General features: G+C 68.5%; 16 protein-coding genes and 1 pseudogene. 3 read left to right on the top strand and 14 right to left on the bottom strand.

What is annotated here, in order from left to right:
• Positions 1-96: 96 nt before the first annotated feature.
• Genes ABZ624_RS36865 through ABZ624_RS36850 form a run of 4 tightly spaced genes read right to left on the bottom strand, consistent with a single transcriptional unit; the run spans position 97 to position 4,936 of the window.
• Positions 97-2,514 carry a tyrosine-type recombinase/integrase gene (locus ABZ624_RS36865; protein WP_360098998.1) on the bottom strand — a complete coding sequence of 806 codons (2,418 nt, stop codon included), beginning with the start codon at positions 2,512-2,514 and terminating at the stop codon, positions 97-99.
• The gene (locus tag ABZ624_RS36860) at positions 2,511-3,830 is read right to left on the bottom strand and encodes a tyrosine-type recombinase/integrase (protein WP_360098997.1); all 1,320 of its coding nucleotides are present in this window, start codon (positions 3,828-3,830) and stop codon (positions 2,511-2,513) included. Before ABZ624_RS36860 ends, ABZ624_RS36865 begins: the two co-directional genes overlap by 4 nt.
• Before the next feature lie 38 nt (positions 3,831-3,868).
• Positions 3,869-4,492: a hypothetical protein gene (locus ABZ624_RS36855; RefSeq protein ID WP_360098995.1), complete on the bottom strand. Its 624-nt coding sequence runs from the start codon at positions 4,490-4,492 to the stop codon at positions 3,869-3,871.
• A complete protein-coding gene (locus ABZ624_RS36850) occupies positions 4,493-4,936 on the bottom strand; it encodes a hypothetical protein (RefSeq protein ID WP_360098993.1) in 444 nt (147 codons plus the stop codon).
• Between the two features lie 243 nt (positions 4,937-5,179).
• Between ABZ624_RS36850 and ABZ624_RS36845 the strand changes: the two genes are divergently transcribed.
• Positions 5,180-7,573, top strand: a complete 2,394-nt coding sequence (locus tag ABZ624_RS36845) for a hypothetical protein (RefSeq protein WP_360098991.1) — start codon at positions 5,180-5,182, stop codon at positions 7,571-7,573.
• 43 nt (positions 7,574-7,616) lie between these two features.
• Positions 7,617-8,036, top strand: coding sequence for a hypothetical protein (locus ABZ624_RS36840; RefSeq protein ID WP_360098989.1), 420 nt, complete (start codon positions 7,617-7,619; stop codon positions 8,034-8,036).
• A gap of 457 nt (positions 8,037-8,493) precedes the next feature.
• Here the strand turns inward: ABZ624_RS36840 and ABZ624_RS36835 are convergent, their stop codons facing one another.
• From ABZ624_RS36835 to ABZ624_RS36805, 7 genes are all read right to left on the bottom strand, one after another.
• Entirely contained in the window at positions 8,494-8,817 is a 324-nt protein-coding gene (locus tag ABZ624_RS36835; protein ID WP_360098987.1) for a hypothetical protein, read from the bottom strand.
• Between the two features lie 104 nt (positions 8,818-8,921).
• Positions 8,922-9,281, bottom strand: a complete 360-nt coding sequence (locus ABZ624_RS36830; RefSeq protein WP_360098985.1) for a WYL domain-containing protein — start codon at positions 9,279-9,281, stop codon at positions 8,922-8,924.
• A gap of 223 nt (positions 9,282-9,504) precedes the next feature.
• Positions 9,505-10,569, bottom strand: coding sequence for a hypothetical protein (locus tag ABZ624_RS36825; protein ID WP_360098983.1), 1,065 nt, complete (start codon positions 10,567-10,569; stop codon positions 9,505-9,507).
• Positions 10,570-10,712: 143 nt separating this feature from the next.
• Positions 10,713-10,970 carry a hypothetical protein gene (locus ABZ624_RS36820; protein WP_360098981.1) on the bottom strand — a complete coding sequence of 86 codons (258 nt, stop codon included), beginning with the start codon at positions 10,968-10,970 and terminating at the stop codon, positions 10,713-10,715.
• Between the two features lie 435 nt (positions 10,971-11,405).
• Positions 11,406-12,245 carry a hypothetical protein gene (locus ABZ624_RS36815; protein ID WP_360098979.1) on the bottom strand — a complete coding sequence of 280 codons (840 nt, stop codon included), beginning with the start codon at positions 12,243-12,245 and terminating at the stop codon, positions 11,406-11,408.
• Positions 12,246-12,433: 188 nt separating this feature from the next.
• Positions 12,434-15,289, bottom strand: a complete 2,856-nt coding sequence (locus ABZ624_RS36810) for a hypothetical protein (protein WP_360098977.1) — start codon at positions 15,287-15,289, stop codon at positions 12,434-12,436.
• Positions 15,290-15,408: 119 nt separating this feature from the next.
• On the bottom strand, positions 15,409-15,846 hold the full coding sequence (locus tag ABZ624_RS36805; protein WP_360098975.1) for a hypothetical protein: 438 nt from the start codon (positions 15,844-15,846) through the stop codon (positions 15,409-15,411).
• A gap of 661 nt (positions 15,847-16,507) precedes the next feature.
• On the opposite strand from ABZ624_RS36805, the gene ABZ624_RS36800 reads away from it, so the two are divergent.
• The gene (locus ABZ624_RS36800) at positions 16,508-17,629 is read left to right on the top strand and encodes an IS630 family transposase (protein WP_360098973.1); all 1,122 of its coding nucleotides are present in this window, start codon (positions 16,508-16,510) and stop codon (positions 17,627-17,629) included.
• 35 nt (positions 17,630-17,664) lie between these two features.
• On the opposite strand, the gene ABZ624_RS36795 is transcribed toward ABZ624_RS36800, so the two are convergent.
• From ABZ624_RS36795 to ABZ624_RS36785, 3 genes and pseudogenes are all read right to left on the bottom strand, one after another.
• Complete coding sequence (locus ABZ624_RS36795) at positions 17,665-18,162, bottom strand: GNAT family N-acetyltransferase (protein WP_360098971.1); 498 nt, start codon at positions 18,160-18,162, stop codon at positions 17,665-17,667.
• Positions 18,163-18,579: 417 nt separating this feature from the next.
• On the bottom strand, positions 18,580-19,500 hold the full coding sequence (locus ABZ624_RS36790; protein WP_360098969.1) for a Ku protein: 921 nt from the start codon (positions 19,498-19,500) through the stop codon (positions 18,580-18,582).
• Between the two features lie 197 nt (positions 19,501-19,697).
• Positions 19,698-20,887, bottom strand: a pseudogene (locus ABZ624_RS36785) (IS110 family transposase).
• Positions 20,888-21,466: the final 579 nt, after the last annotated feature.

Genomic DNA, 21,466 nt, shown 5'->3' with positions numbered 1-21,466 from the left:
CTCTCAGTGTGCGCCTACCTTCAGTGCGGTCGCATCTTGATGAAGAACACAAGAAGAACCTGGTGTATGAGGCCTCGAAGTCCCGACAAGGCGGGGTCATCCTGACCTTTCTGAGAGGATCGGCATCCCAAGGTTGACGGGGGTGCGGTTGCGGGTCCGGGCGAGTCGGTCGAGTGAGGCGAGTTTGTTCCGCGCGGCTTCGAGGCTGATCTGGAGTCCTTGGACCTCGCCGAGCCAGCCGTTGACGCGGGCCTCCTCGATGCGGTCACCGAGGTTGCGGATGATTTCTTCCAGCCGTCGCCGCTGCTGTGGGTCTACGCGGAGCATCGGGCACCGGACGCAGGCATGCTCGTGTGCGCAGGGGGTGCCGTAGGGACGCCCGCATGTACCCAGTTCGACTTTCCGCAACTCGAAGTGCTTCTGGAACTCGTCCCACTCCTGCTCGGTGGGTTCTCGGTATTCCGCGGCGGGGCGGTCAGCGCGCCGGGTGTCGAGGAATGCCCGGTAGGACCTGATCAGCTCCTCTTGGAAAACCGCGAGGTATGCCTGGGTGGTGTTCAGACTGTGGTGACCGAGGATCTTCGCGGCGATGTGGACGGGCAGGCCGCCGGTGACAGCGTCCGTGACGAACATCCTGCGGAAGTCGTGCGGGGTGTATCGCAGCGGCTGGCCGGCCCGGTCAGTGAGTCCGGACCGTTCCAGCGTGTCGTTGAGGAGTCTGTTGACGACTCGGGTGCTGATGATCTCCCTGCGCCATCCGTTCTTGCGCTGGAACAGGTGCGGCAGCATTGGGCCGGTCACGCGTTCGTGTGGGTCGTAGCGGGCCGCGAGAGGGACACGGCCGTCGTCTCCCCTGATCCGGCAGACCACGGTTGCCAGCACGCTGGCTAGTTCCGGCGTGACGAGGAGCAGTCGCTCCTCGTTGCTCTTGGACGGCACGATCTGCAGGAGGGGAACGACCTCGCCGCTGTCGGGTAGGCGGTAGGAGACCAAGGCCAGGTGTGTCAGCTCCAGCAGTTCCTCGACGCGGACGCCGGTGTGCCTCAGCGTCTCGATGATCGCCCAGGCCCAGAACGCGTCTTCTTCAGCGTGCAGCAATTCGATACGTTCGCCACTGTCTTCGTCCGTGACGAGGACGGCGTCCGGACCGTGCTGGGTTGCGCTGCGAGTGTCCCACCGGTATCGGCTCCGGCGGTAGGTTCTCCCGGCGTGCTCGAAGGTCTCGTCGATGGGCGTCTGGCGGGCGGCAGCCAGCAGGGTGGCCTGGTCGTCGCGGTGCGTTTCTGCCGTCTCGACCAGCACGGGCAGGTGGGGCAGGCGCTCGCGGATGCGCTGGTGCACTTCCGCCGTCCGCGCGCGGTTGCGCTTGGAGACGCCTTCGAGTTCGCTGCGGCGGATCGGGCAGCGGACCGCCCACGGTGCCCAGGATGGGTCTTCATGTGCCCACTCCTGGATGTCGAGGTATAGCGTCCGGACCCGGCCGAGGACCTCCAGGCGTCCCTTGCGGGGCCTTTTCGGCCCTCGTTTGCCGGAGGTGAAAGCGAGCCGGGCTTTCCAGGCGTCGGCGACTTCCGTGGGCAGGTCGAGGCTGTCGATGCCAGGGTGGTGCTGTTCGATGTCGGCCCAGAACGTGCCGGCCAAGGTGCTGGTGAGCTGGCGGAAGCTGCTGAAGTCCATGCCGGGGCGCCGCTCGTTGAGGTAGTGGACCAGCATGTCGCGGACCGATGCGGACTGGATCTGGTGCTGGGCGACCAGTTCCTGGGTCGTGAGCTGGCCCAGCCGGATGGAGGCGCGCAGACTCTTGTCCGTGTCGAGGACGCCGACGTCGCGCAGTACGTCCCAGGCTCCGTGCAGGCCGCTCTTATGCCGGTGGTAGCGGCTGATGTTCCAGGCGCGGAACTCCAGCACGTCGTCTGTCGTGATCTGGTGGAGATCCTTGCCGGTGTGGAGCACGATCTTGGACAGAGCGGTGAGGACTTCCGCGACCTGGCGTCCGGCCATGCCCCGGGCGCCGGCGGCTTCCTCTGCGCGGGTGAAGGTTTCGACGGACAGCTCCCTGCGCACGTCGGTGAACAGGCGGACGGCGCCGTAGCCGACCAGGAAGTCGTAGCTGGGCAGCACCAGGCGACACAGCAGGAGGGCGGCGAGGCCGCTGGTGACCTCGTTGCGGAAGTTCTTTTCTGAGCGCCCTTCGGTCGCGGCGGCGTCGGCAATCCAGCTCAGCGGCCCCGGGTCGGCTTCGCAGGACTCCCATCGCTCCTGCCACCCGTCGCCGGGCCGCTGCGTCAGCCACTCCAGCATGCGTTCGGCAGCGCGCAGTCGCGCGCGTACCTCAGCAGCGGGCAGGTCGACCCAAGTGCGCAGCTGGGACAGCTTGTGCAGCACCTCGCGGCTGGACAGGCTGTCGATCGGCCCGACGCGTCGGCGGGTCGGACCCCTTTGCTGGGCTCCGATGAAGGCGGGGAAGCGTTTTTCCTGCGAGGGCTGGGCGGGCGTGCTGGTCGTGGTGGTCATCGCGGTACTTCTCCGAAGAGCACGGCCAGGTCCGCGGCGTCGTAGCCGTGGGCCGGGGCGGGGACGGGGTTGAGTGCGGGTTGTTGGGTCTGCTTGAGGTCCAACAGGTGCTGGTGCACCCGGCGGATGACTTCCTCGGGCTCCTCTTCGAGGTAGAGCTGCGTGGTCGAGGGGTGGGCGTGGCCGAGGATGGTCTGGATGTCGCGGAGCGAAAGATTGCGGTCGCGGAGCATCCTGCGGGCGCAGGTGTGCCGCAGGTCGTGCATCGTCCAGTTCGTGCCAAGGGCATCGTTGACCCGGCGCAAGACGGCCCGGAGAGCGTCGTAGTTCAGCGGCTGCCGGGCCGGTGGGCCATCGCCGCGGCGCCGTCGCCGCAGGGTCCACCAGACTGGGTCGCTCGGCGCCAACGGGCCGATGCTGTCGAGGTAAAGTCGCAGCCAGACGAAGGCGTCGTTGCTGGCCGGCAGCCACTGTTCGGCTCCCGTTCCCTTGCGCCGGACCCGGACGAGCTGATCACCCCAGTCGAGGTCGCCGCAGCGGATGCCGAGAACCTCGGCGGCGCGGGTGGCGTTGCTGATAACCAGCGAGGCCAGGGCCCGGTCACGGTCCGAGCGCAGAGCCGAGAACAAGGCGTCCCACTGCTCATCGGGCATCGCTCGCGGACGACGCTTGGGAACAGGCGGGTTATAACGCAACCGGCCTTCAGGCCGGAAAGGCTCCAGCGGGTTGTGGTGCGCGTTCGGCCGACGCCCTCCGCGACGTTCCTGAGGCACCGGGTTGACCAGCGGCCCAGCTCCCCGCTCGATCCAGAACTCGTAGAAGCTGCGGATCACCGCGTTGCTGTGACGGATCGTGCGGACGGCGTACTGGTCTCCCGGGTGCTGCTTACGCGTGATCGGGTTGATCGTGCCGGCGGTAGCGGCCGTCTTCTTCCTGGGCGTATGGCGCGGTTTCGTGGTGCGTTGCAGCCACAGCACGAACTCACGCACCTCCGCCGAGGTCACCTTGTCCCATTCGACGTCGACGACCTGGAGCCACCGCCACCACCGCAACAGGTCGTAGGCATAGCTCCGGACGCTTCCAGCACGGCGGCCCTGGGCGACGAAGTCACGCAGGTACCGGCGCACCGGCTCGATCGGCTGGCCGTCGGCGCCCTGTACCTCGTACGGCACCACACCGTCGGTCTCCACCACCCGCCCCCACCGCGGGAGCCGGATCGCGTCGACATCGCGTTCCACATCGTTCGGCATCGCCACGCAGATCCCTCCATTCGGGTTGCGTGACTTCCTACCGATGCAGCAGGACGGATCGACCACGACACGCGCGTGTCGCTGCCCGTAGTCCGGTCAACATGTCAGGGGATCAGGGCGTCGTAGACAGGGTGGTACACCCTCCGCATCGCATCGGTCAGTGCGGTGCAGAGATGGCCGGGCAGCGGCTGGCCATCGAGGTCGAAGAACTGATGACCGCTCAGCTGGCCGACCGCTGTGCGCGAGAGATCATAGGCGGGGAAGCCGGTGAAGTAGTCGTACGCGGGCTGGTCGTCGCGGCCGACGTACTCTGGCTCGGCGCCGGGCCGGAACGCGATCCGGAAGTGCAGGGCGGACGTGCCGCACTCGGCATAGTACGGCGAACCGCCGTGCAGGCCGTTGTAGTTATGGGCGTGCATATGGCTCTCGACCAGGTGATGGCGCTGCCAGTGCAGCCGGTAGGGGCCGCCCGTCTTGGCGTTGGTCCAGGCATGGCCGGTGACGTCGGTCGCGCAGTGCGAGATCCAGCCGAGCGCGAAGACCATCCGGGCCTCGGCGCTCCTGCGGCTGCTCTCCCGCTCCTCGTCGGTGGCACCGTCCGGCGCGTCACGGCCGGCACGGGCCTGCCGGTAGAGCTCCCACGGGAACTGGTACGTCTTGCGGTAGTGGAACATGTCCGACCAGTAGAAGGCCGAGTTGGCATAGGACCTGGGGACTCCGCTGCTCAACTAGCCGAAGATGTCCCCGAACCGGGTGAGCAGGCCGAGACCGAAGTCGCGGAGGCTGGTGGCGAGCAGGTCGAGGGCCTCGCCGAGCTCGCTGCTGAGGCCACCCGACAGCTGGGCGGCCAGGTCGGCGTCGCTGGCGCCGATCGGCTCGATCCACCTCTCCCAGATGCTCAGGAACCGGTCGTCGATGTGCTGCCAGATGTCCAGGGAGGTGTCGACGAACCTCCTGATGTGCTCACCGGGGCGGCCCGAGAAGTCGGGCAGCAGGAAGAACAGGTCGGGGCCGAGGGCGCCGAGGGCCAGGTAGTTGCGCCCATTGTGGGCGAGCTCGCCCAGCTCCGGGGCTTCGCCAGGGGCCAGCGGCCAGCCGGCCGGGACATCTCCGGCCCGGAGCCGCTCGGCGGCCATCCGTGCCGTCTCGGTGTGTACGTACCATCCGGGCATGCGGACTCAGTCCCTCCGCCAGGTGAAGGTGGCGCGTGAACCTCAGGGTGGCGTTCCAGCCCCCTGAAGACGTCGCGGTTGGCCTGTCAGCACGGGCAACGTACCGCGGGAGTCGACAAACCGGTAGTTCTAGAAATAAGATAGTTTTGGCCGAAATTTAACAGGTTCACCTGTGCTGCGAGGAGGAGTAATACCCTTCGCCCTGAAGGCCTGCGCACCGCTCCAGCCGGAGGGGGATCTTCCATGGCCGCTACCGAGGTCCACAAGGCTCCTTGGACACGCAAGCACGACGAACCCGGTGTCGACCTGATCCCGTCCGCTCCGACCACCGCGTATCCGACGTCGCTGGAAGATCTGATCGATCTCCTCACGAACCGCAAACCGACCGAGCGGGTCCACGCGGCCGGCAGTCACTGGAGTCTGTCCCGAGCCGCCGTCAGCGACGACGTGTTCGTCGAAACCCATGATCCGAACAACGTGTACCCGGCCATGGGGCGTACGCTGTACGAAGTCGTTCCGGGCTGCCTCACCGAGGCGTTCATCGATCGCCTCGCCGAAGAGCACCCCAAGGCGTACGACACCACGCACTCCGAAGAGGACGTGGGCCTGTACCCCTTCCACATCGAGACCGGCAAACGCGTCTACCAGGCCTATGCCGAAATGGACACGGGCGACGACCAGAACCGGGACAGCCTGGCGGTGCACCTGCAGAGCGTGTACAACAACTCCTCGTATCTCGGCCCATGGGCGTTTCGCACGCTGGGCGGCGCTGGCGGGCAGACCGTCTTCGGGGCGCTGACCACCGGCACGCACGGAGGCGACTTCCACTCCCCGCCCATCGCCGATTCGGTCCTTGCGATGCACCTGGTCACCGACGGCGGCAAGCACTACTGGATCGAACCCGCTCCCAGCCGCCCATCCCATCAGTTGACCGATGACACCAAACTCCGGGCGCTCTACGGGGCCGCCCGGTATGGCGGTCCGGGCAATTTCGAGATACGGCGCGACGACGATCTGTTCAACGCCGTGCTGATGTCCGCCGGGCGCTTCGGGGTCGTCTATTCTGTGGTGCTCAGTGCGGTCTGGCAGTACACCATGCACGAGGAGCGGCGCCTGCGGACCTGGCAGGAGGTCAAGCCGCTGATCGCACAGGGCCTCGGCGGTGAGCTGTTCAATCTCCCGGCTGGCGCCGCCGGGCGGCAGAGGTTCCTCCAGATCGCGGTCTGTCTGACCACCCACGACAACTTCCGCAAGAACCTGTGCGGCGTGACCCGACGGTGGAACGTGCCGCTCGTGCGCAATCCGGTCACCGGCACCCCGGTGGGCCGTGCCGAACGCGTCGGGACGATGGCCGTTCCCTTCGACCCGCAGATCGCAGCCCCTCGATTCTCCATGGCCGGCAACAGCCGCGGCTACAGCCCGAGCAGCTCCGTCCCTGACACGGCGGCGCCACCGAGCTTCCTGGAACGGGCCTGCTCGAACGGCGACTTCATGCTCGGCGTGATCGAAACGGTGGCCGAGGAGATTCGCCAGTTCCTCGACACGAACACGGTGCCCGTCGGAGGTGCGATCGCCGCGATCACCGCCGTCGCCGGAGTGGCCACCCTGACCGCGCTGGCCGCCGCACTGGCGATCACCCTGACGCTGCTCCTGGCCTTCCTCGCCGGGCTCTCCGCCTCGGGCAACCGCCTCGGTGAGACGCTGGACGAACTGAGGCACGTGCTGCTCGACCGGTCGGATCCGGCGGAGCGAGCTGCCGGGGTGTTCGTCTGGCAATGCATCGCGTACAAGCTCTTCGAAAGCCAACAGTCCGACCTGGACTACGACGCGATCAGCTACGCCGTCATGGACGGTCACAACTACCTCGATCGCAGCTGCAACCTCAACGTCGACTCGGTCGAGGTGTTCTTCGACGCGTCGGACCCGATGCTGATCGCGTTCGTCGACGCTCTCATCGCCTACGAGGCACGCCAGGAGTTCAGCGGGCGAGCCTTCGTCGGGTACGCGTCCCTGCGCTTCACCGGGGCGACCCGGGCTCTCATCGGCCCCGAGCACGCACAGTTGACCTGCGTCGTCGAGGTCGCCGGGCTGACGGACATCCGGGGATCCGCCCAACTGGTGGCATTCGCCGAGTCCTTGGCCCGCGACCGGAACTTCAGCGGGATTCTGCACTGGGGCCAGCGCAACAACTCGACCGCAGCCGACATCGAGCACCGCTTCGGCGACAGCGTCGACTCACCGGGTGGCGCCCTGGGCCGCTGGCGCGGCGCTCTCGCCTCGGTGACGGACAACGGACGGCTCGACGGGTGCAGCAGCGCGTTCACCCGCCGCACCGGGCTCGAGGTGGTCCAGCCGGTCGTCGGTCAGGTCACCTGTGAGCCACCGGCGCCGGTCCGCGGAGGTCTCTTCACGCTGCGCTGGGACTGCGTGAACAACCCGCCCCGGACGGAGGTCCTGGTCACCGTCCGGACCCCGGCGGGCGTGCAGACCTCGTCCGGCCCGCTCCCGCTGACCGGACAGATGGACATCCCTGCACTCGAACAGGGGACGTATCGGGTGTTCGTGGCCACGGCCGCACAGGCGGACAACGGTGACTGGCGCCAGGAGTCCCGGGAAATCGAGGTCGTGGTCACATGACACGCGACTGTGAGGGCGGCACGGCGAGGGAGGGAGCTCTGCGGTGACACAGACCTTTCACGGGGAGTGGTTCGTGCAGGTGGTCAGCTGGGAGTCAGCCTTCGACCAGCGTTTCGTCATTTCCGGGTCGGACTCCGCCGACGGCCCGTACGCCGGGACTCCCGGCGTCGGTACGCAGGTGTCGGGAGACAGGTGGACCCTGACGCTGGAATGGAACGACAACGTCGCCTCGGGCTGGCAGCCCAGTGGCGTACGCAAGAGCGCGGCGTACACGATCCAGGACGGCCTGGTCATCACGCTCGGCGCCGACGACAACGTCGAGCCTCTGCGGGATCTCGACTACAACGACCTCGTGGTCTCCTGCACCTCGCTGGATCAGGCCATCAATCCGCCTGCCAGCGACCCGCCACTCCACTTCACCATCACGGAAGACCAGCTGCGACGGCCTGATCCTCGCGACTGACGGACCCCTGCACGGGGGTCCCGCCCGCCGGTCTCCTCGCGATCAATGCTCCGGCCGCCTCACCCATGTGGGGCACCCTGCGCTTGTCAGCTCCCCGCACCGGCCCAGAACCAGCAGCTGACCGCGACCACCGTGCCCGGAACCTGGGCCGGCCGATCGGTCCCGGAGCGCTCGGCAGGATCGCCGAGCTCGTCACAAGGGAGTCGCCGACGCGGCACCGCCTCGAGCGCGTCACGGGTGCTCACCTCGCGGACTCTGGACGCTGACAGGCGAGTTGTGGCGCATCCTGGCCAGGCACACTGAGGATGCTCAAGGGGCATCAACCAAGGGCGCACGTAGGCATGAAGCAGGCCGACTCACCATTCGGTGCAGGCGCCAACTCGCCGGTCACTGATCCCGAACTACCCACGCACGTACGGGAGGTCCTTCAGCGAGAGCAGCCCCGCACCGTGGAGATCTACAGTGATCCAGAGCTGCCGGAGCTCTCGATCCTGACCCTCGTCCCTCTATTCTGCAGATTGTGATAGCCGGACTTACCGATATCACAGCAGGAGAGGGAGTCCTCCCATTCGTCGCCGGTGACGGCGTGAACGACGATCAGGTCGCTCAGGTCGGGTTCCAGGCCGTGGGCGGTGGGGTTGGCCAGGTACATCAGCAGGATTGCTGTCGAATCGGCGCCCAGGCCGTAGGACAGGACGGTGGCGCGCTTGGGGCGGAAGGTGTTGGTCGCGGGGGTGGCCGCGAGCTCGGCGAGCTGGGTGGGCGGCGCGTACGCGGGCATGCGGTGGCTCCAGGGGTTGGTGCGCGGGTGGCGGCGACCGGAGCGGCGGCCGCGGTGTCGGGCCCGTACGGCGGGCCCGGCACCGTGCGGTGTGCCGCGTGCGGTCAGTCGCGCTCCAGTTCCAGGGCCACGAACTCCTTCTCGGTGTGGGCGGTGAAGCGCACCGGGAGCGGGACGGTGGGCGCGTCGAGGACGTACGGCTCGTCGAGGGTGATGTAGATCTGGATGCGGTCGGCCCGGAAGCCTCGGAAGTTCCCGCTCAGGCGGTCCATGGACTGCACGAAGACGGCGCCGTCGTCGCCGCCGGTGACGATGTCGTGGATCTCGATGGTGCGGATGGAGGGGGCCTCGTCCGCGTCGGCGTACGCGATGGTGACGGCACGCTGCTCGTCCATGGCGCGGCCGAGGTCGGTGAGGGTGTCGGTGAGCGACTGGCGGGCGGTGTTCTTCATCGTGTCCAGCACGAAAGTCTCCCTGGGGATGTGTCTGTCTTCGGTGGTGGGCTCTGCCACGAAACCCACAAGACAAAGATACCGCACTATCATCACCAGCGGGAGGTGAATGCGCCTGTTTTCCAGGCGAATTGGCATGCCTGCCGACACCGGCTACGTGACGCGGCCCGGACACCGAAACGATGTCCGGGCCGCAGGCCGAGGTTGTCGTGTCACGCGTCTTCTTGCCGGCGGGTCAGCCCTGCAGGGCACCTCCGGCCGGGTGGACGGTCTTGGGATGCCTGGTGCCGTGCCGGTGGTCGGTGAGCGCGGCCAGCAGCTCGGGGGGTTCGGGCTGCTGGTGCTCGCTGAGGTAGCGGATGCCGTCGCCCTCCGGCGGGGTGCCGGTCTCCTTGGCGATCGGGTGACGCCGGCTGACCGCGGTACGCCAGCCGTAGCGCTCGTCCCACACGAGGGCGGGCGCGTCGCATCCGCTCAGCGCCACGGCCGCGGCGAGCACGTCGCCCTCCAAGCGCTGCACCCGGACGTCCTGCGCCTCCGCCAGGCCGGCGCCGACCAGGACGTCGGCGACGCGCTGCAGGTACGGCTGGACCTGCCGGGCGCGCAGTTCCGTGGCGGCGCTGGCAAGGGCTGTGCGCTGCACCGCGGCGGGGTAGCCGAGACGGATGGCGGCTTCCTCGGGTGTCAGGTCCGGTTCGGCCTGCAGCAGGTCGGCGATCCTCTCCCCGCGCAGCCGGGGAAGGGCACGCGCGGCCGCGGCATAGGACAGGCCGACGCGCTCCTGGACGGTTGCGAGGGTCACCGCCGGGTCCTCGTCGAGCAGGTCGCCGACCCTGGCGGAGATCTCGTCGCGCGGCACCATGTCCCCGCTGCCCTTCGGCCGGCCCTTGGGTCCGGTATCGGTACTGGCGTCCTTACCGGTCCGGAAGGCCTGCACGATGCCGCGCGGGCAGTGCTCCACGCCCTTCACCTTGGTCAGGTGGGGGGCGATCTGGGGGTGTGTCTTGTAGTCGTCCCAGGTCTTGGGAGTGATGCCCAGCTCGGCGGCGGCTTCGTTGCGGTCGAGGAGGTCCTGCTCGTCGTCCGCCTGCGGCAGTTCGGGGATGGGGCGGCCGACCAGATAGGCAGCGGTCTGCTCGCTGTCCCACAGCTTCACCCGCGCCCCGTCGGAGCTGATCAGGGGTGGGAAGGCCTCGTTGGCGTAGGGCTTCTTGTTGCGGAAGGTGCCGATCGTCACGCCCATGGCGGCGGCGAGTTCTTCGCTGTTCTGGACGTACTTCCGGCGTCCGGCGCGGATCATCAATCTCTCCTGGTCGGTTGTGCAGGGCGCCGGCGGCGGCGTTGCGGGCGAGAGCGAGGCAGGGGCTGGTTCATGCATTGCAGGCGGGCGCCCCGCGTAGGTCACTGGGAGTCGAGGGTGCGGAGCGGCCCTCATCGCGCTGATCAGACGACCTCGAGGCTGCGCAGGGCAAGCGCGTCGTCGAGGTGGGCATCGACCACGCGGCCGAGAAGGGCGGCCAACTCGTGGTTTCCACCAGCGGCTTCATTGACCTGGGCCCTTCGGGCGGCAGCCGCATCATGCATGGCGGTGACGGCGAGATCGGCGGCGGTGGCGGTTGGGCTGCTGGTTCCGCATGCCTCACACGATGCGCGGTCGCCATTGAGCATGCCGCAGCCGCCACAGGCCCAACTGTTAGTCATCGGGTGCGGATCCCTTCGGTGCGTGGTGATCGTCTCTGTCAGAAAGGCGACGGTCTGGGCTTCGGTCCGGGGTGCGCTTGCCACAACACACCCAACGAAAGAAAGCTACCGGACTTACGTCATCGCGGGCAAGGGAGGCGTTCCACGAGCCTGCCGCACCGCTACACTCGAAGAACGGCGCAACCCGTGCGGGTCACTTTCTGTCCTGGGCGGTGTGTGTCTTCGGTTGGCCGGTGCCCTTGCCACCCGCTTCGGCGGATTGGGCGCCGGCCGCTTTCTTTGACCGCGGCCGGCCGCCTGCCCCTGCAGCGTAGGTGCCCCGCCGACGGGGGACAGCGGGGCAGGACCAAGTCTCGCAGCCCGAGACCCGCCCAGGGCGGGATTCGCCGCACTGGTTCTGCCCGATGGCCGAGTCCATGCGCTCCTTCAGCCGTTCTACTGCTGGCCGAGGATGCCGCCGAGCCGGGCACGCTGCTGCTCTTCCTCGGCCATGACCTCGGCGAGGAGCTCCCGGTCGATGTAGCCGTCGACAGCTTCCATCACCAGGCGCTTGAGTTCGGCCGGTTCCAATGCCTCGACCTCCCACTGGACGGGACGGTCCAGGTCGAAACCGTAGCGGCGGGCGAATCCGGGCCAGCGCGGATCGTCCCTCTTCCCTTCGGTCGGCGGCAGCTGGTACTCGCGGACCTGCCCGTCCGTCAGCAGCACCCGTTCCACCCGCTCCCAGCAGTCGGTGCGCTGCACCCAGTCGCGTTCGATGTCGGAGCCGCTGGCGTCGAAGTCCCCGATGTACAGCAGCGCAGCCGGGCGGGGATCGCTGCGCGCGCGGTCACGGACGACGTCGGCGTAACTCTGGCTACCGAAGCCGCGCACGACCAGGACGGGGATGCTGTACTCGGCGAGCCACCCGGTCAGCAGCTGGCGCAGCGTGTCCTTCTCCGCTGCCACGTACAGCGCCCACTCCTGCCCGCGGGTGCGGTCCAGACGGAACCACTGGGGCATGTCCGCCACGAACGCGTCGGCGTCGGGCCAGGCCGGCGGGACGTGGACTTCGCGGATCGTGTCGATGAGGTCCGGGAAGAGTCCGTCGCGGCGGGCCTGGGCGAGCCGGGAGGACAGCCTGCGGTAGGTGGGTGCGGTGTTGGGCAAGAGCCCCTCGGCGACAAGCCGGTACATGACCTGTCGTACAGTGACGCCGCCGTCGTAGCCCTCCACGATGTCGCGGGCCCGGTCGATGATGTCCTGCCACTTGATGCGCGCACCCATCCAGTACATGTACCAATCCCTGCCGCCCCGTGGTCAACTCCGTTTCCCTGAGTGCCCATCTGCACCTCGCCGGCTCCACTCTCGGGAACCCACCGGTCTGCCGCCCCGGTCCGGCAGTGCCCCGGGCCCCTTGCCCGGGAGCCGGCCGCCGAGCAGCGGGCCCCCGCCCGAGGACGGGGGCCAGGAGGACCGGCCTGTCAGCTCGCGAGCGGTACATGTACCGATTCGGAGCGCCCCTCGTCCGCGGGCTGGTGGTCCCGCTTGGCGGAGTGGACCCGCATACCGATCAGGACCGTGCCCGCCATGCCGGTCGTGGCGACCGTTTCGAAGCCGCCGGCGCTGCGGTGACGCACGCTCCACACCGGCCCGGTCAGGGTCGGCCGCCAAGTCAGTTCGTAGCGGTGTCCTTCCTTGCTGACCACGTCCCACCATCCCCGCTGGACGGGGACGATGCGCTCCCCCGCCTCCACCTCGGGCGTGGCCGGGTTCGGCCCGTAGGTCGCGTCCACCCACGCGAGGTAGGCCGGGGTCGGGGCGATCCGTGCACGCATGGTGTGCCCGCGCATCCCATGGGCCGTCCAGGCGCTGGTGACGGTCCACCCGCGCTTTTCCACCAGGGCAGCAAGGGTGGCCCGGTCGACGGACAGCGCACTGCGGTAGCTTCCCCCGATGGTCTGCGGCCTCCACAGGTGGTCATCGTGCGTGGTGTCGCACGTCCCGCACACCCAGGCCAGCACTGCCCTTCCTGTGATCGGCGAGACGTAGAGTTCCGCAGCCATGGGACGATGCTTTTCCTCTGTGCGACGGGCGATAGCCAGGCGCTCTTCCGCAGTCAACCGTACGGGGGCCTGCCGCCGCTGCCCCTCCAACCGGTAGGCCGCGCGCCGCTGTTCCTGCTCGACACGGCGGCGGTCCGCTTCCAGGGCGGCACTGCGGCGGCGGTCAGCCCGGACGATCGCGCGCACGTCGTCCATGCCGACCCAGCCTCCCAGGTCGACGTCGGCACCGCCGACGGTCCGACGCACGGTGTAGGGCAGCACCGCATCAGGGGCGTGATAGACGCGGTACTCCTCCCCCGCGCACGTCAGCGTCGCGCTCCGGTGGTTGGTGCCCGGGGTGGTGGCCCACTGGGCCACGGCCGGACGGACGGCGTACGGGTCCGGGCCGGGCCGATCCGCCACGAGGCATGTGCGCGGCGCCTCGATGCCGGGCACAGCGCCGCCCTCGCCGTCCCACGTGCCGACGGCTTCCGGGTCGCTCACGGCGTCAGGGAGTACCGGGGTGACGCCAACGGCCGGAGCGGTACATGTACCCATTTCCGGCGCGGGGTCGGTGTCGACGGGCACAGCACCCCATCCAGCATCCGGCGCGCTGGGCCGGTCGACGCCGATGCACGCCCCGCCCTCGCCCTCCCACACGTCCACGCTGCACGGGTCGCTGATCACGTCGGCCGGACGCTGCCCGTACGCCACGGCGACCGCCTTGCGCGCGGCCTCCCCGGCGCGGTGAATCTCGCCGACGCTCGCGCCCGACTCCTCCGCCTCCTTGTGCGCTGCCCGGGCGGCCCGGATAACCTCACCGGCCGGAGCCTTGACCGGTGCCGGACCCGCCTCCGGCAGTCGGCGCCCGTAGCAGTCGGCGCAGATGTGGAACCTGTGCCCCTCGCCGTCCGCAGTCCAGTACTTCGAGGCGTACAGCGCCACCCCGGTACGGAAGCAACGGCGGCAGTACAGGCGCCCGGTGGCACGCGCCTTCTCCTCCGCCGGGCACATACGCGGACCGCTCGCCGTCATCGCGGCCACGATGTCCACCCGCCCACAACGGCGGCACGTGCCAGCGATCACCAAGCCCTCTTCCTGGCAACGGTGGCAGTACTCGCCCACCACCCGGTCAGCCTCCGCCGGGGTGTCGACCACGGGCGCCACGTTCGCCGTGTCAGCCTCCGCCGGAACCTCCGCCGGGGTGTCGTCGTACTCGCGCACGAACGCCCCGCCCTCGCCCTCCCACACGTCCACGTCATCCACGTGGGGGGTGACCACATCGAACAGGCCGTCAGCCGCACACTCCGGGGCGATCACGGTCACGTCCGCGAGGTACCGCTGAACCGCCCCGTTGTCCGTCACCCCGTACGGCATGGACACGTGTGCGTAAGCACGCTTCCGACGCGATCCTGCGTAGAGCGGCACCGCCACCGCCTCATCACGACGTGCCCGACGGCCGTCAACGGTCGCCACGACGACGGCCGTAGCCTCCCCCTGGTCACCGTTCCAGGCGCCACCCTGCACACGGGTCGCCCACACCTGCCCCGTAAACCGCACGCCGTCAACCATCCACGCGAGCATGGATCCCGGGGCGTACTCCTTGGGCTCGAACGCCTTACGCGGCGCGGGCTTGCCCGACCACATCTGAACCTTCGCGGGCTTGAACACGGGGCGCCCGTCGGCACGCTTGACGATCTCCCCGGACAGGTCCCGCGCACGCTTGTGGAACCCGTCGCGCGCTTCCTGGTGTGCCTCATCCGGCACGGTGTGCAGCGTGAACCGTGCGCGCCCGTCCGCCGACTCGATGTTCAGTCGTGCGCCCCCACCCGTGACGTAAGCGCGACCGTGCGCGCCCACACTGACCAGGGGACGGACATGGTCCGGGGTGCCTTCCGGGCACGTGTCGGGAGTCTGCGCGTGGCCCGACTCGCCGTTCAGGAAGTCGGCGCGGGTGTCCGCCGCGAGCCGCGACAGGTGATCATCGGAGGCAACACGCCCGTTCGCGTCGACGACCTTCCAGCGCTTGACGGGCTTAGGTGCGCCGTACGCGATACGGCCGACCGCCGACACGTCCGGGGTAATGCTGTACTCGGCCACGCTGTAGGGGGCGCAGAACGGTGCCTCAGCGTCCGCCGGGACGTCCGGGGTGTCGACGTCCGCGACGGGCGCCGGAACGGGCGCAGGCTCCGCCACAGCGGCAGTCTCCGCCGTCTTACGGGCGTGGCCCTCCGCGATCACGTCAGCAGCCGGACGGAACGGCGTAGCCACGACCACGGGCGCGTCCGCCGTCATGGCCACATCCGCCGACCACTCAATCCCGTGCTCAGACCGCACCGCGTACGCCACATCGTGAGTACCCGAGCGGCCGTCAGACACGATCGTGAACCCCTCACGGCGAACGGCGTCCGGGGTCAGAACAGCACCACACGAACACTCGAACCCGTACCCCCCGCGCGTCGCATGGTGGATCTGCCGACGGCAGATGCCCGCCTTACGCCCCCCCCGAACCGCGTTACCGCGTACCGGCCGTTGTGCCGCACCGGTTCCAGGATCACAAGCCCATCCGGGCGCACATCCGCGATGTTCTTCCGCGCGTACGTCGCCACCGGGCCCCGAGTCTTGTAGCCCTCCCGCCCCGGGATGATCCACCGGCCGTCAAGGGTCACCAGGCTGTACCGCTCCGTCGCGGGGTTGTACACGGAGTACGCAACCGCGCGACGCGTCATGCTCAGTCCCTGCTGCTCCGGGTGCAAGTCGGCATCCGAGGCAAGGATGATGCGCGCGTCCGTAAGGCCGTGCCCTTCCATGGCGTTGCCGGCGGAAGTGGTGATCATGACCGCGTGCGACATAGGGGAGTCCTCCGTAGTGAGGGATGCGTGGCTTCGGTGTTGGGGCCGTGCCACCGACCACCAACGAGACAAATATACCGCACTTGAATCACCGAACGGAAGTGATTCCGGGGCACTTTCTTGAGAATCTCCGCTGGTCAGCGGCTCGCGCGACACCAGGCGCGCGAGCGCGCGCACCCGCCCGCCGCGCTCCTGAGCGGGCCGACGGCGGACCCAGCGGCAGTCCTGGCCGGCCGGGCACCGGCGGGACGAGCGAACGGAGCCGGGATGGGCTGAACTCTGGGCTGTGCTGGCCTGTGCTGAACTAATTCCTCTTCCTCCGACTTACGCGGAGAAAGAGGTGTCGGTAAGGGCGAGTGGCTTGCCCATGGGGGGTGAGCTGGGCGAACGCCGGATCTGCGCGGAGGGGTGCTGCAACTCTCGGTGCAACTCTCGGTGCAACGGTGCAGCCCACTGTCCAGGCAACGGTGGGGCCCACTAAGGAAGCAACTGCCTCCGGCCGGCCAGCGGAGCAGCACACCGGTTGCCGAGGACCCGTACACCGCACCTCGCGCTGCCTGGCATCGACGCGCGGCTAGTGCTCTGACCGGGAAGGTTCGCCGGGTTGGCGGTTGGAACGGTTGGGTGGGCGATGACGTCCGTTCCGACCGCTGGAGGTGTGGTGGCTGAGCCTGTGAAGGTGCGCCGACTGACCGATCAGGAGGGGCAGAAGCTGCAGCAGATCGTGCGTCGGGGCAGTACCAGCTCGGTGCGCTATCGGCGGGCGATGATGCTGCTCGCGTCGGCCGGCGGGAACCGTGTCCCGGTGATCGCCCAGCTGGTCCAGGCCGACGAGGACACGGTGCGGGATGTGATCCACCGGTTCAACGAGATCGGCCTGGCCTGTCTGGACCGTCGGTGGGCGGGAGGTCGTCCCCGCCTGCTCAGCCCTGACGACGAGGACTTCATCGTCCAGACGGCCACCACCCGCCCCACCAAGCTCGGCCAGCCCTTCACCCGCTGGTCAGTCCGCAAACTCGCCGCCTATCTGCGCCGTGTGCACGGCCGCGTCATCCGTATCGGCCGTGAAGCCTTACGGTGCCTGCTGTTGCGCCGCGGCGTCACCTTCCAGCGCACCAAGACGTGGAAGGAGTCGCCCGACCCCGAGCGCGACGCCAAGCTCGACCGCATCGAACAGGTGCTGGAGCACTTCCCGGACCGAGTCTTTGGCTTCGACGAGTTCGGGCCCCTGGGCATCAGGCCGACCACAGGCTCCTGCTGGGCAAGGCAGGGCAAGCCCGACCGTCTGCCGGCGACCTACCGCCGCACGCACGGCGTGACCTACTTCCACGGCTGCTACTCCGTCGGCGACGACCGGCTGTGGGGCGTCAACCACCGCCGCAAGGGCACCGCCAACACGCTGGCCGCGCTGAAGTCGATCCGCGCCGCCCGGCCCGACGGTGCCCCGATCTACATCATTTTGGACAATCTCTCCGCCCACACCGGCGCGGACATCCGCCGCTGGGCGAAGAAGAACAAGGTCGAGTTGTGCTTCACCCCGACCTACGCTTCCTGGGCCAACCCGATCGAGGCGCACTTCGGCCCGCTGCGGCAGTTCCCCCTGGCCAACTCCAACCATCCGAATCACACGGTGCAGACCCGGGCGATGCACGCCTACCTGCGCTGGCGCAATGCCAACGCCCGCCACCCCGACATACTCGCCGCACAACGCCGGGAACGCGCTCGCGTCCGCAGCGAGAAGGGCATTCGCTGGGGCGGACGCCCCCTCGCCGCCGCAGCCTGAGCACGTGGGGGATCCCGCCGTGCCCGATGTGGAGATCAGACAGCGGCCAGGCTCTTCGCCATGACCCGCTCCCTCCCCACGCCATCGGCCAGAAGCTCGCCGGGCTCACCCGTGTCCGTGAAACCGTGCCGCTCATAGAGCGCGGTCGCCTTGCGGTTGTCCGGCATGACGGACAACCGCAGCGTCGTGGCACCGCGCTCCGCCGCCCACCGCTCGACCGCCTGGATCAGGTAGTCACCCACGCCCTTGCCTCGAGCCGTGGGATTAACCCACATCGAGATCAACTCCACGTTCTCTGCTCCCTCGCCCGGCACTCCGCTGGCCATGCCCACTGGGAGGCCGTCGAGGAGCGCGATGAGATCGTGCGCGCCAGGAATCGACAGACGGGCACGCCAGCGTTCCTCTCGGTCGCCGGAGCCCTGCCACTGGGCCAGCGTCGATCCGAACGCGTAGGGCGCCTCAGCAAGCGCGGCCAGTCGCAACTCCCGCCAAAGGGACCAGTCGTCTGCTTCCAAGGTGCGTAGTTCAAGCATGATTCAGACCCTGCCCGCCCGACGGGGCGGGCAGCAAGTTGATTACAACCGCGCAAACGAGGTCGTTCAGCCCTGCGACCAGTCGGAACCGGGAAGCGGTGGTGCCTCACGCACCCGCAGACCACGAGACCTCGGTGAACCTATCCGGTCACGGCACTAGGTAGCCGGCTGCTCCTTGGCGCGGCAGGCCGGGCAGACGAGCTGGGCGTTGTTGCCGTACCGAACTGTGAGTCCCTGGCACCGTGCGCATGGGCCGATCTGATCGGGCCTGCAGCCGAGCATGATCGCTGCCGATGCAGGGTCAGTCGAGGGATCGATGCGTCTGACGGAGTCGTTCATACATCCGAATCTACGTCGGTGAACCAGAGAGCCCCGTCACCGCGGCCGTGTCTGCCGTGTCCCTACGCCTGCCGCACCTCAGGCGCTCTTCGGCTTCCGCCCTGTCGCCTTCTTCGCGGTCGCCTTCTTGGCTACGGCCTTCTTGGTCGGCTGCTTCTTCGCGGCCGTCTTCTTCGGCTTCGGCAGCTCGTGCACCTCGGCCGGGCCGGTGCCCTCACCGCGGGACGCCTTGACCTTCTGCACCGACTCGTTCAGCGCGGCCATCAAGTCGAGCACTTGGGCAGGCTGCTCCGGCTCGGGCGCCTCAGGGAGCGGCTTCTCCTCGCGCTTGGCCTCGATGATCTGGGCCATGGCCTCGGTGTACCGGTCCTCAAAGTCGGGGCCCACCAACTCGTCCACCGTCATCGTGTCCATGAGGGCGAGCGCGCCCTCGATCTCCTGCTCGGACACCTCGACCGGCGGCGGCAACAGCTCGGCGGGGTCGCGGATCTCGTCCGGCCAGCGCATGGCGTGGAGGACCAGGACGTCGTCGCGGACGCGGAGCAGTCCCAGTCTCTCCCGACCGGACCAGGCGTACTTCGCGACGGCCACCTTGCTGGAGCGGCCGAGGGCCTGGACGAGGAGCTTGTACGGCTTGGCCGCGACCGGGCTGGACGGCTGGAGGTAGTAGCCCTCGGCGATCTTCAGCGGGTCGATGGACTCCAGGGGCACGAAGGCGTCGATCTCGATCGCTTTCGCTGTCGGCAGCGGGAGGTTGCTGAGATCCTCGTCGGTGATGGGGATGACCTGGGTCTTCGACAGCTCGTAGCCCTTGCCGATCTCGGACTGGTCGACCTCGCGGTCCTCCAGTTCGCAGACCTTGCGGTACCGCACTCGGCCCATGTCCTCGAGGTGGTATTGGTGGAACTTGATGCTGTGGTCCTCGGTCGCGCCGACCACGTTGATCGGCACGCTGACCAGGCCGAAGCTGATCGCACCGCTCCAGATGGTTCGGGGCATGGGTGACCTCCGCGGTAGCCCCGAGCATCACCAGCGTACGAATGCCTCTGGGGTCCCGCATGCGCTCTCGAGGTCCACGCCGCACCTGAGTACATGGTCGGTGCGCCGACTGTCGTCGTGTACCCGCCCGCCGAGGACGGCGGCCGGCGGGTCCGTGTCGGCAGCGTCGTCACGCCAGCGATTCCTAATGCTGTTTGTCAAGCCGCGAGAGCTGAGGGCGGCACGACCTCATAGGTCCGTCCGTCGCGCAGGAGGGCCCAGAGGACGTTGACGCGACGGCGCGCGAGGGCGAGGACCGCCTGGGTGTGGCGCTTGCCCTCGGCTCGCTTGCGGTCGTAAAACCGGCGGGATTCCTCGCACCTTCGGATGCTGAACAATGCGGAGGTGTAGAAGACCCGTTGGAGTCTGCGGTTGTATCGCTGAGGGCGCCGCAGGTTGCCGCTGATCTTGCCGGAGTCCCGCGGAGCGGGAGCGACGCCGCCGTAGCCGGCGAGCCGGTCAGGAGTACCGAACATGGCCATGTCGCCGCCGGTGGCGGCCAGGAACTCGGCGCCGAGGATTCGCCCAGGCCGGGCATGCTGGTGATCACTTCGAAGTCGCGGTGCTGACGAAACCGGACCTCGATGAGCTTGTCGATCTCGGCGACCTGCTGGTTGAGGGCCATCACCTCCTTCGCCAGCGTGTGCACCAGCTGGGCGGTCAGCTTCTCGCCCGGGAGGCTGGTGTGCTGGCGCTCAGCGGCCTGGAGGGCGGTCTCGGCCAGCTGATCGGCGTTGCGAACGCTGCGGTTGCGCAGCCAGGTCTCCAGGCGCTTGACGCCGAGCCGGCGGAAGGCGGCCGGGCTCTGGTAGCCGGTCAGCAGGGTGAGGGGGCCGGCGTTGGTGAGATCCAAGGCCCGTTCCAGGCCGGGGAAGATGCCGGTGAGTTGGGCGCGGAGCCGGTTGACGGTGCGGGTGCGGTCGGCGACCAGATCCATGCGGCGGCCGGTGAGGATCTTGAGATCGGTGACGGTTTCGTCTCCGGTGCGTAAGGGGTGCAGGTCGCGGCGGATGCGTGCCTGGTCGGCAATGACAGCGGCGTCCTTGGCGTCGGTCTTTCCCTCGCCGCGGTAGCCCTCGGAGGCGCGGTGGATGGCCCGGCCGGAGAGGTAGAGCACCGGCTGGTCGTGGTTGAGGAGGATCGCGATGGCGAGGGCGGCTCCGCCGTCAGCCAGGTCAATTCCCCAGGTCACCTCGTCGCCCAAGTCCAGTACATCAGCGAGGAGTTGGAGGAACTCGGGTTCGTCGTTGGCGACGCGTCGGGACAGCAGCCGGTGGCCGCTCTCGTCGATCGCGACGCAGTGGTGGTGGGTCTTGCCGGCATCGATGCCGGCCCAGATCGCGGCCATGTGGTGCCTCCGTGCGGTGTGGTGCTGGTGCCTCCCGACGGACGACCTCGCTGTCGATTCCCTACTTGGCGATCATTCGCAATTCCTAATTTGCAGCCGAGTCGTCGTGGGGCGTCGGGCGGCCAATCGCTGGAAGCCACAAGCGGCAGAAGTTTGAAAGCCACACCCGACGCCCCTGGGTCGGAGAACCATACGGAGGGCTCGCCCTGTCCCGGGGAAGAACGTAGGGACGTTTGAGATGCCGCCGCCACCGGCCGTCGGCTGAGGACGGATCACTCGGTGGGCAAGCCGCCCCCTGAGTCGGGGCAAGCTCTGCCGCTCGGGGGTGGGCAAGCCTGTCCCGGCAGCTGCGGCCAGGGACGCCGACCAGGTCGGTCAGTGGCGGGTGACGGTGAAGCCGGTGCTGTTCAAGGCGCTGGTCCACACGTCCCGGTCGAACCACTTGGTGATGTCGGGCTGCATCTGTGTGAGGGTGCGCATGCGGGCCTCGCAGACAGGAGGAGCAGGGTTCCACTGCTGAGTCTGCGGGCAGGTGCATGACTCACGTACCCTGCGGTGCGTCCGATAAGCCCGATCCCT

Source organism: Streptomyces sp. NPDC007205 (genome assembly GCF_040634095.1).
GTDB lineage: Bacteria > Actinomycetota > Actinomycetes > Streptomycetales > Streptomycetaceae > Streptomyces.
This window is presented reverse-complemented; position numbering and strand designations above follow the sequence as displayed.

Coding starts and splice junctions, on each gene's coding strand:
- ABZ624_RS36865 (WP_360098998.1), bottom strand. CDS start 2,514: ATGACCACCACGACCAGCACGCCCGCCCAGCCCTCGCAGGAAAAACGC.
- ABZ624_RS36850 (WP_360098993.1), bottom strand. CDS start 4,936: ATGCCCGGATGGTACGTACACACCGAGACGGCACGGATGGCCGCCGAG.
- ABZ624_RS36845 (WP_360098991.1), top strand. CDS start 5,180: ATGGCCGCTACCGAGGTCCACAAGGCTCCTTGGACACGCAAGCACGAC.
- ABZ624_RS36835 (WP_360098987.1), bottom strand. CDS start 8,817: ATGCCCGCGTACGCGCCGCCCACCCAGCTCGCCGAGCTCGCGGCCACC.
- ABZ624_RS36825 (WP_360098983.1), bottom strand. CDS start 10,569: ATGATCCGCGCCGGACGCCGGAAGTACGTCCAGAACAGCGAAGAACTC.
- ABZ624_RS36820 (WP_360098981.1), bottom strand. CDS start 10,970: ATGACTAACAGTTGGGCCTGTGGCGGCTGCGGCATGCTCAATGGCGAC.
- ABZ624_RS36815 (WP_360098979.1), bottom strand. CDS start 12,245: ATGTACTGGATGGGTGCGCGCATCAAGTGGCAGGACATCATCGACCGG.
- ABZ624_RS36810 (WP_360098977.1), bottom strand. CDS start 15,289: ATGACGGCGGACGCGCCCGTGGTCGTGGCTACGCCGTTCCGTCCGGCT.
- ABZ624_RS36805 (WP_360098975.1), bottom strand. CDS start 15,846: ATGTCGCACGCGGTCATGATCACCACTTCCGCCGGCAACGCCATGGAA.
- ABZ624_RS36795 (WP_360098971.1), bottom strand. CDS start 18,162: ATGCTTGAACTACGCACCTTGGAAGCAGACGACTGGTCCCTTTGGCGG.
- ABZ624_RS36790 (WP_360098969.1), bottom strand. CDS start 19,500: ATGCCCCGAACCATCTGGAGCGGTGCGATCAGCTTCGGCCTGGTCAGC.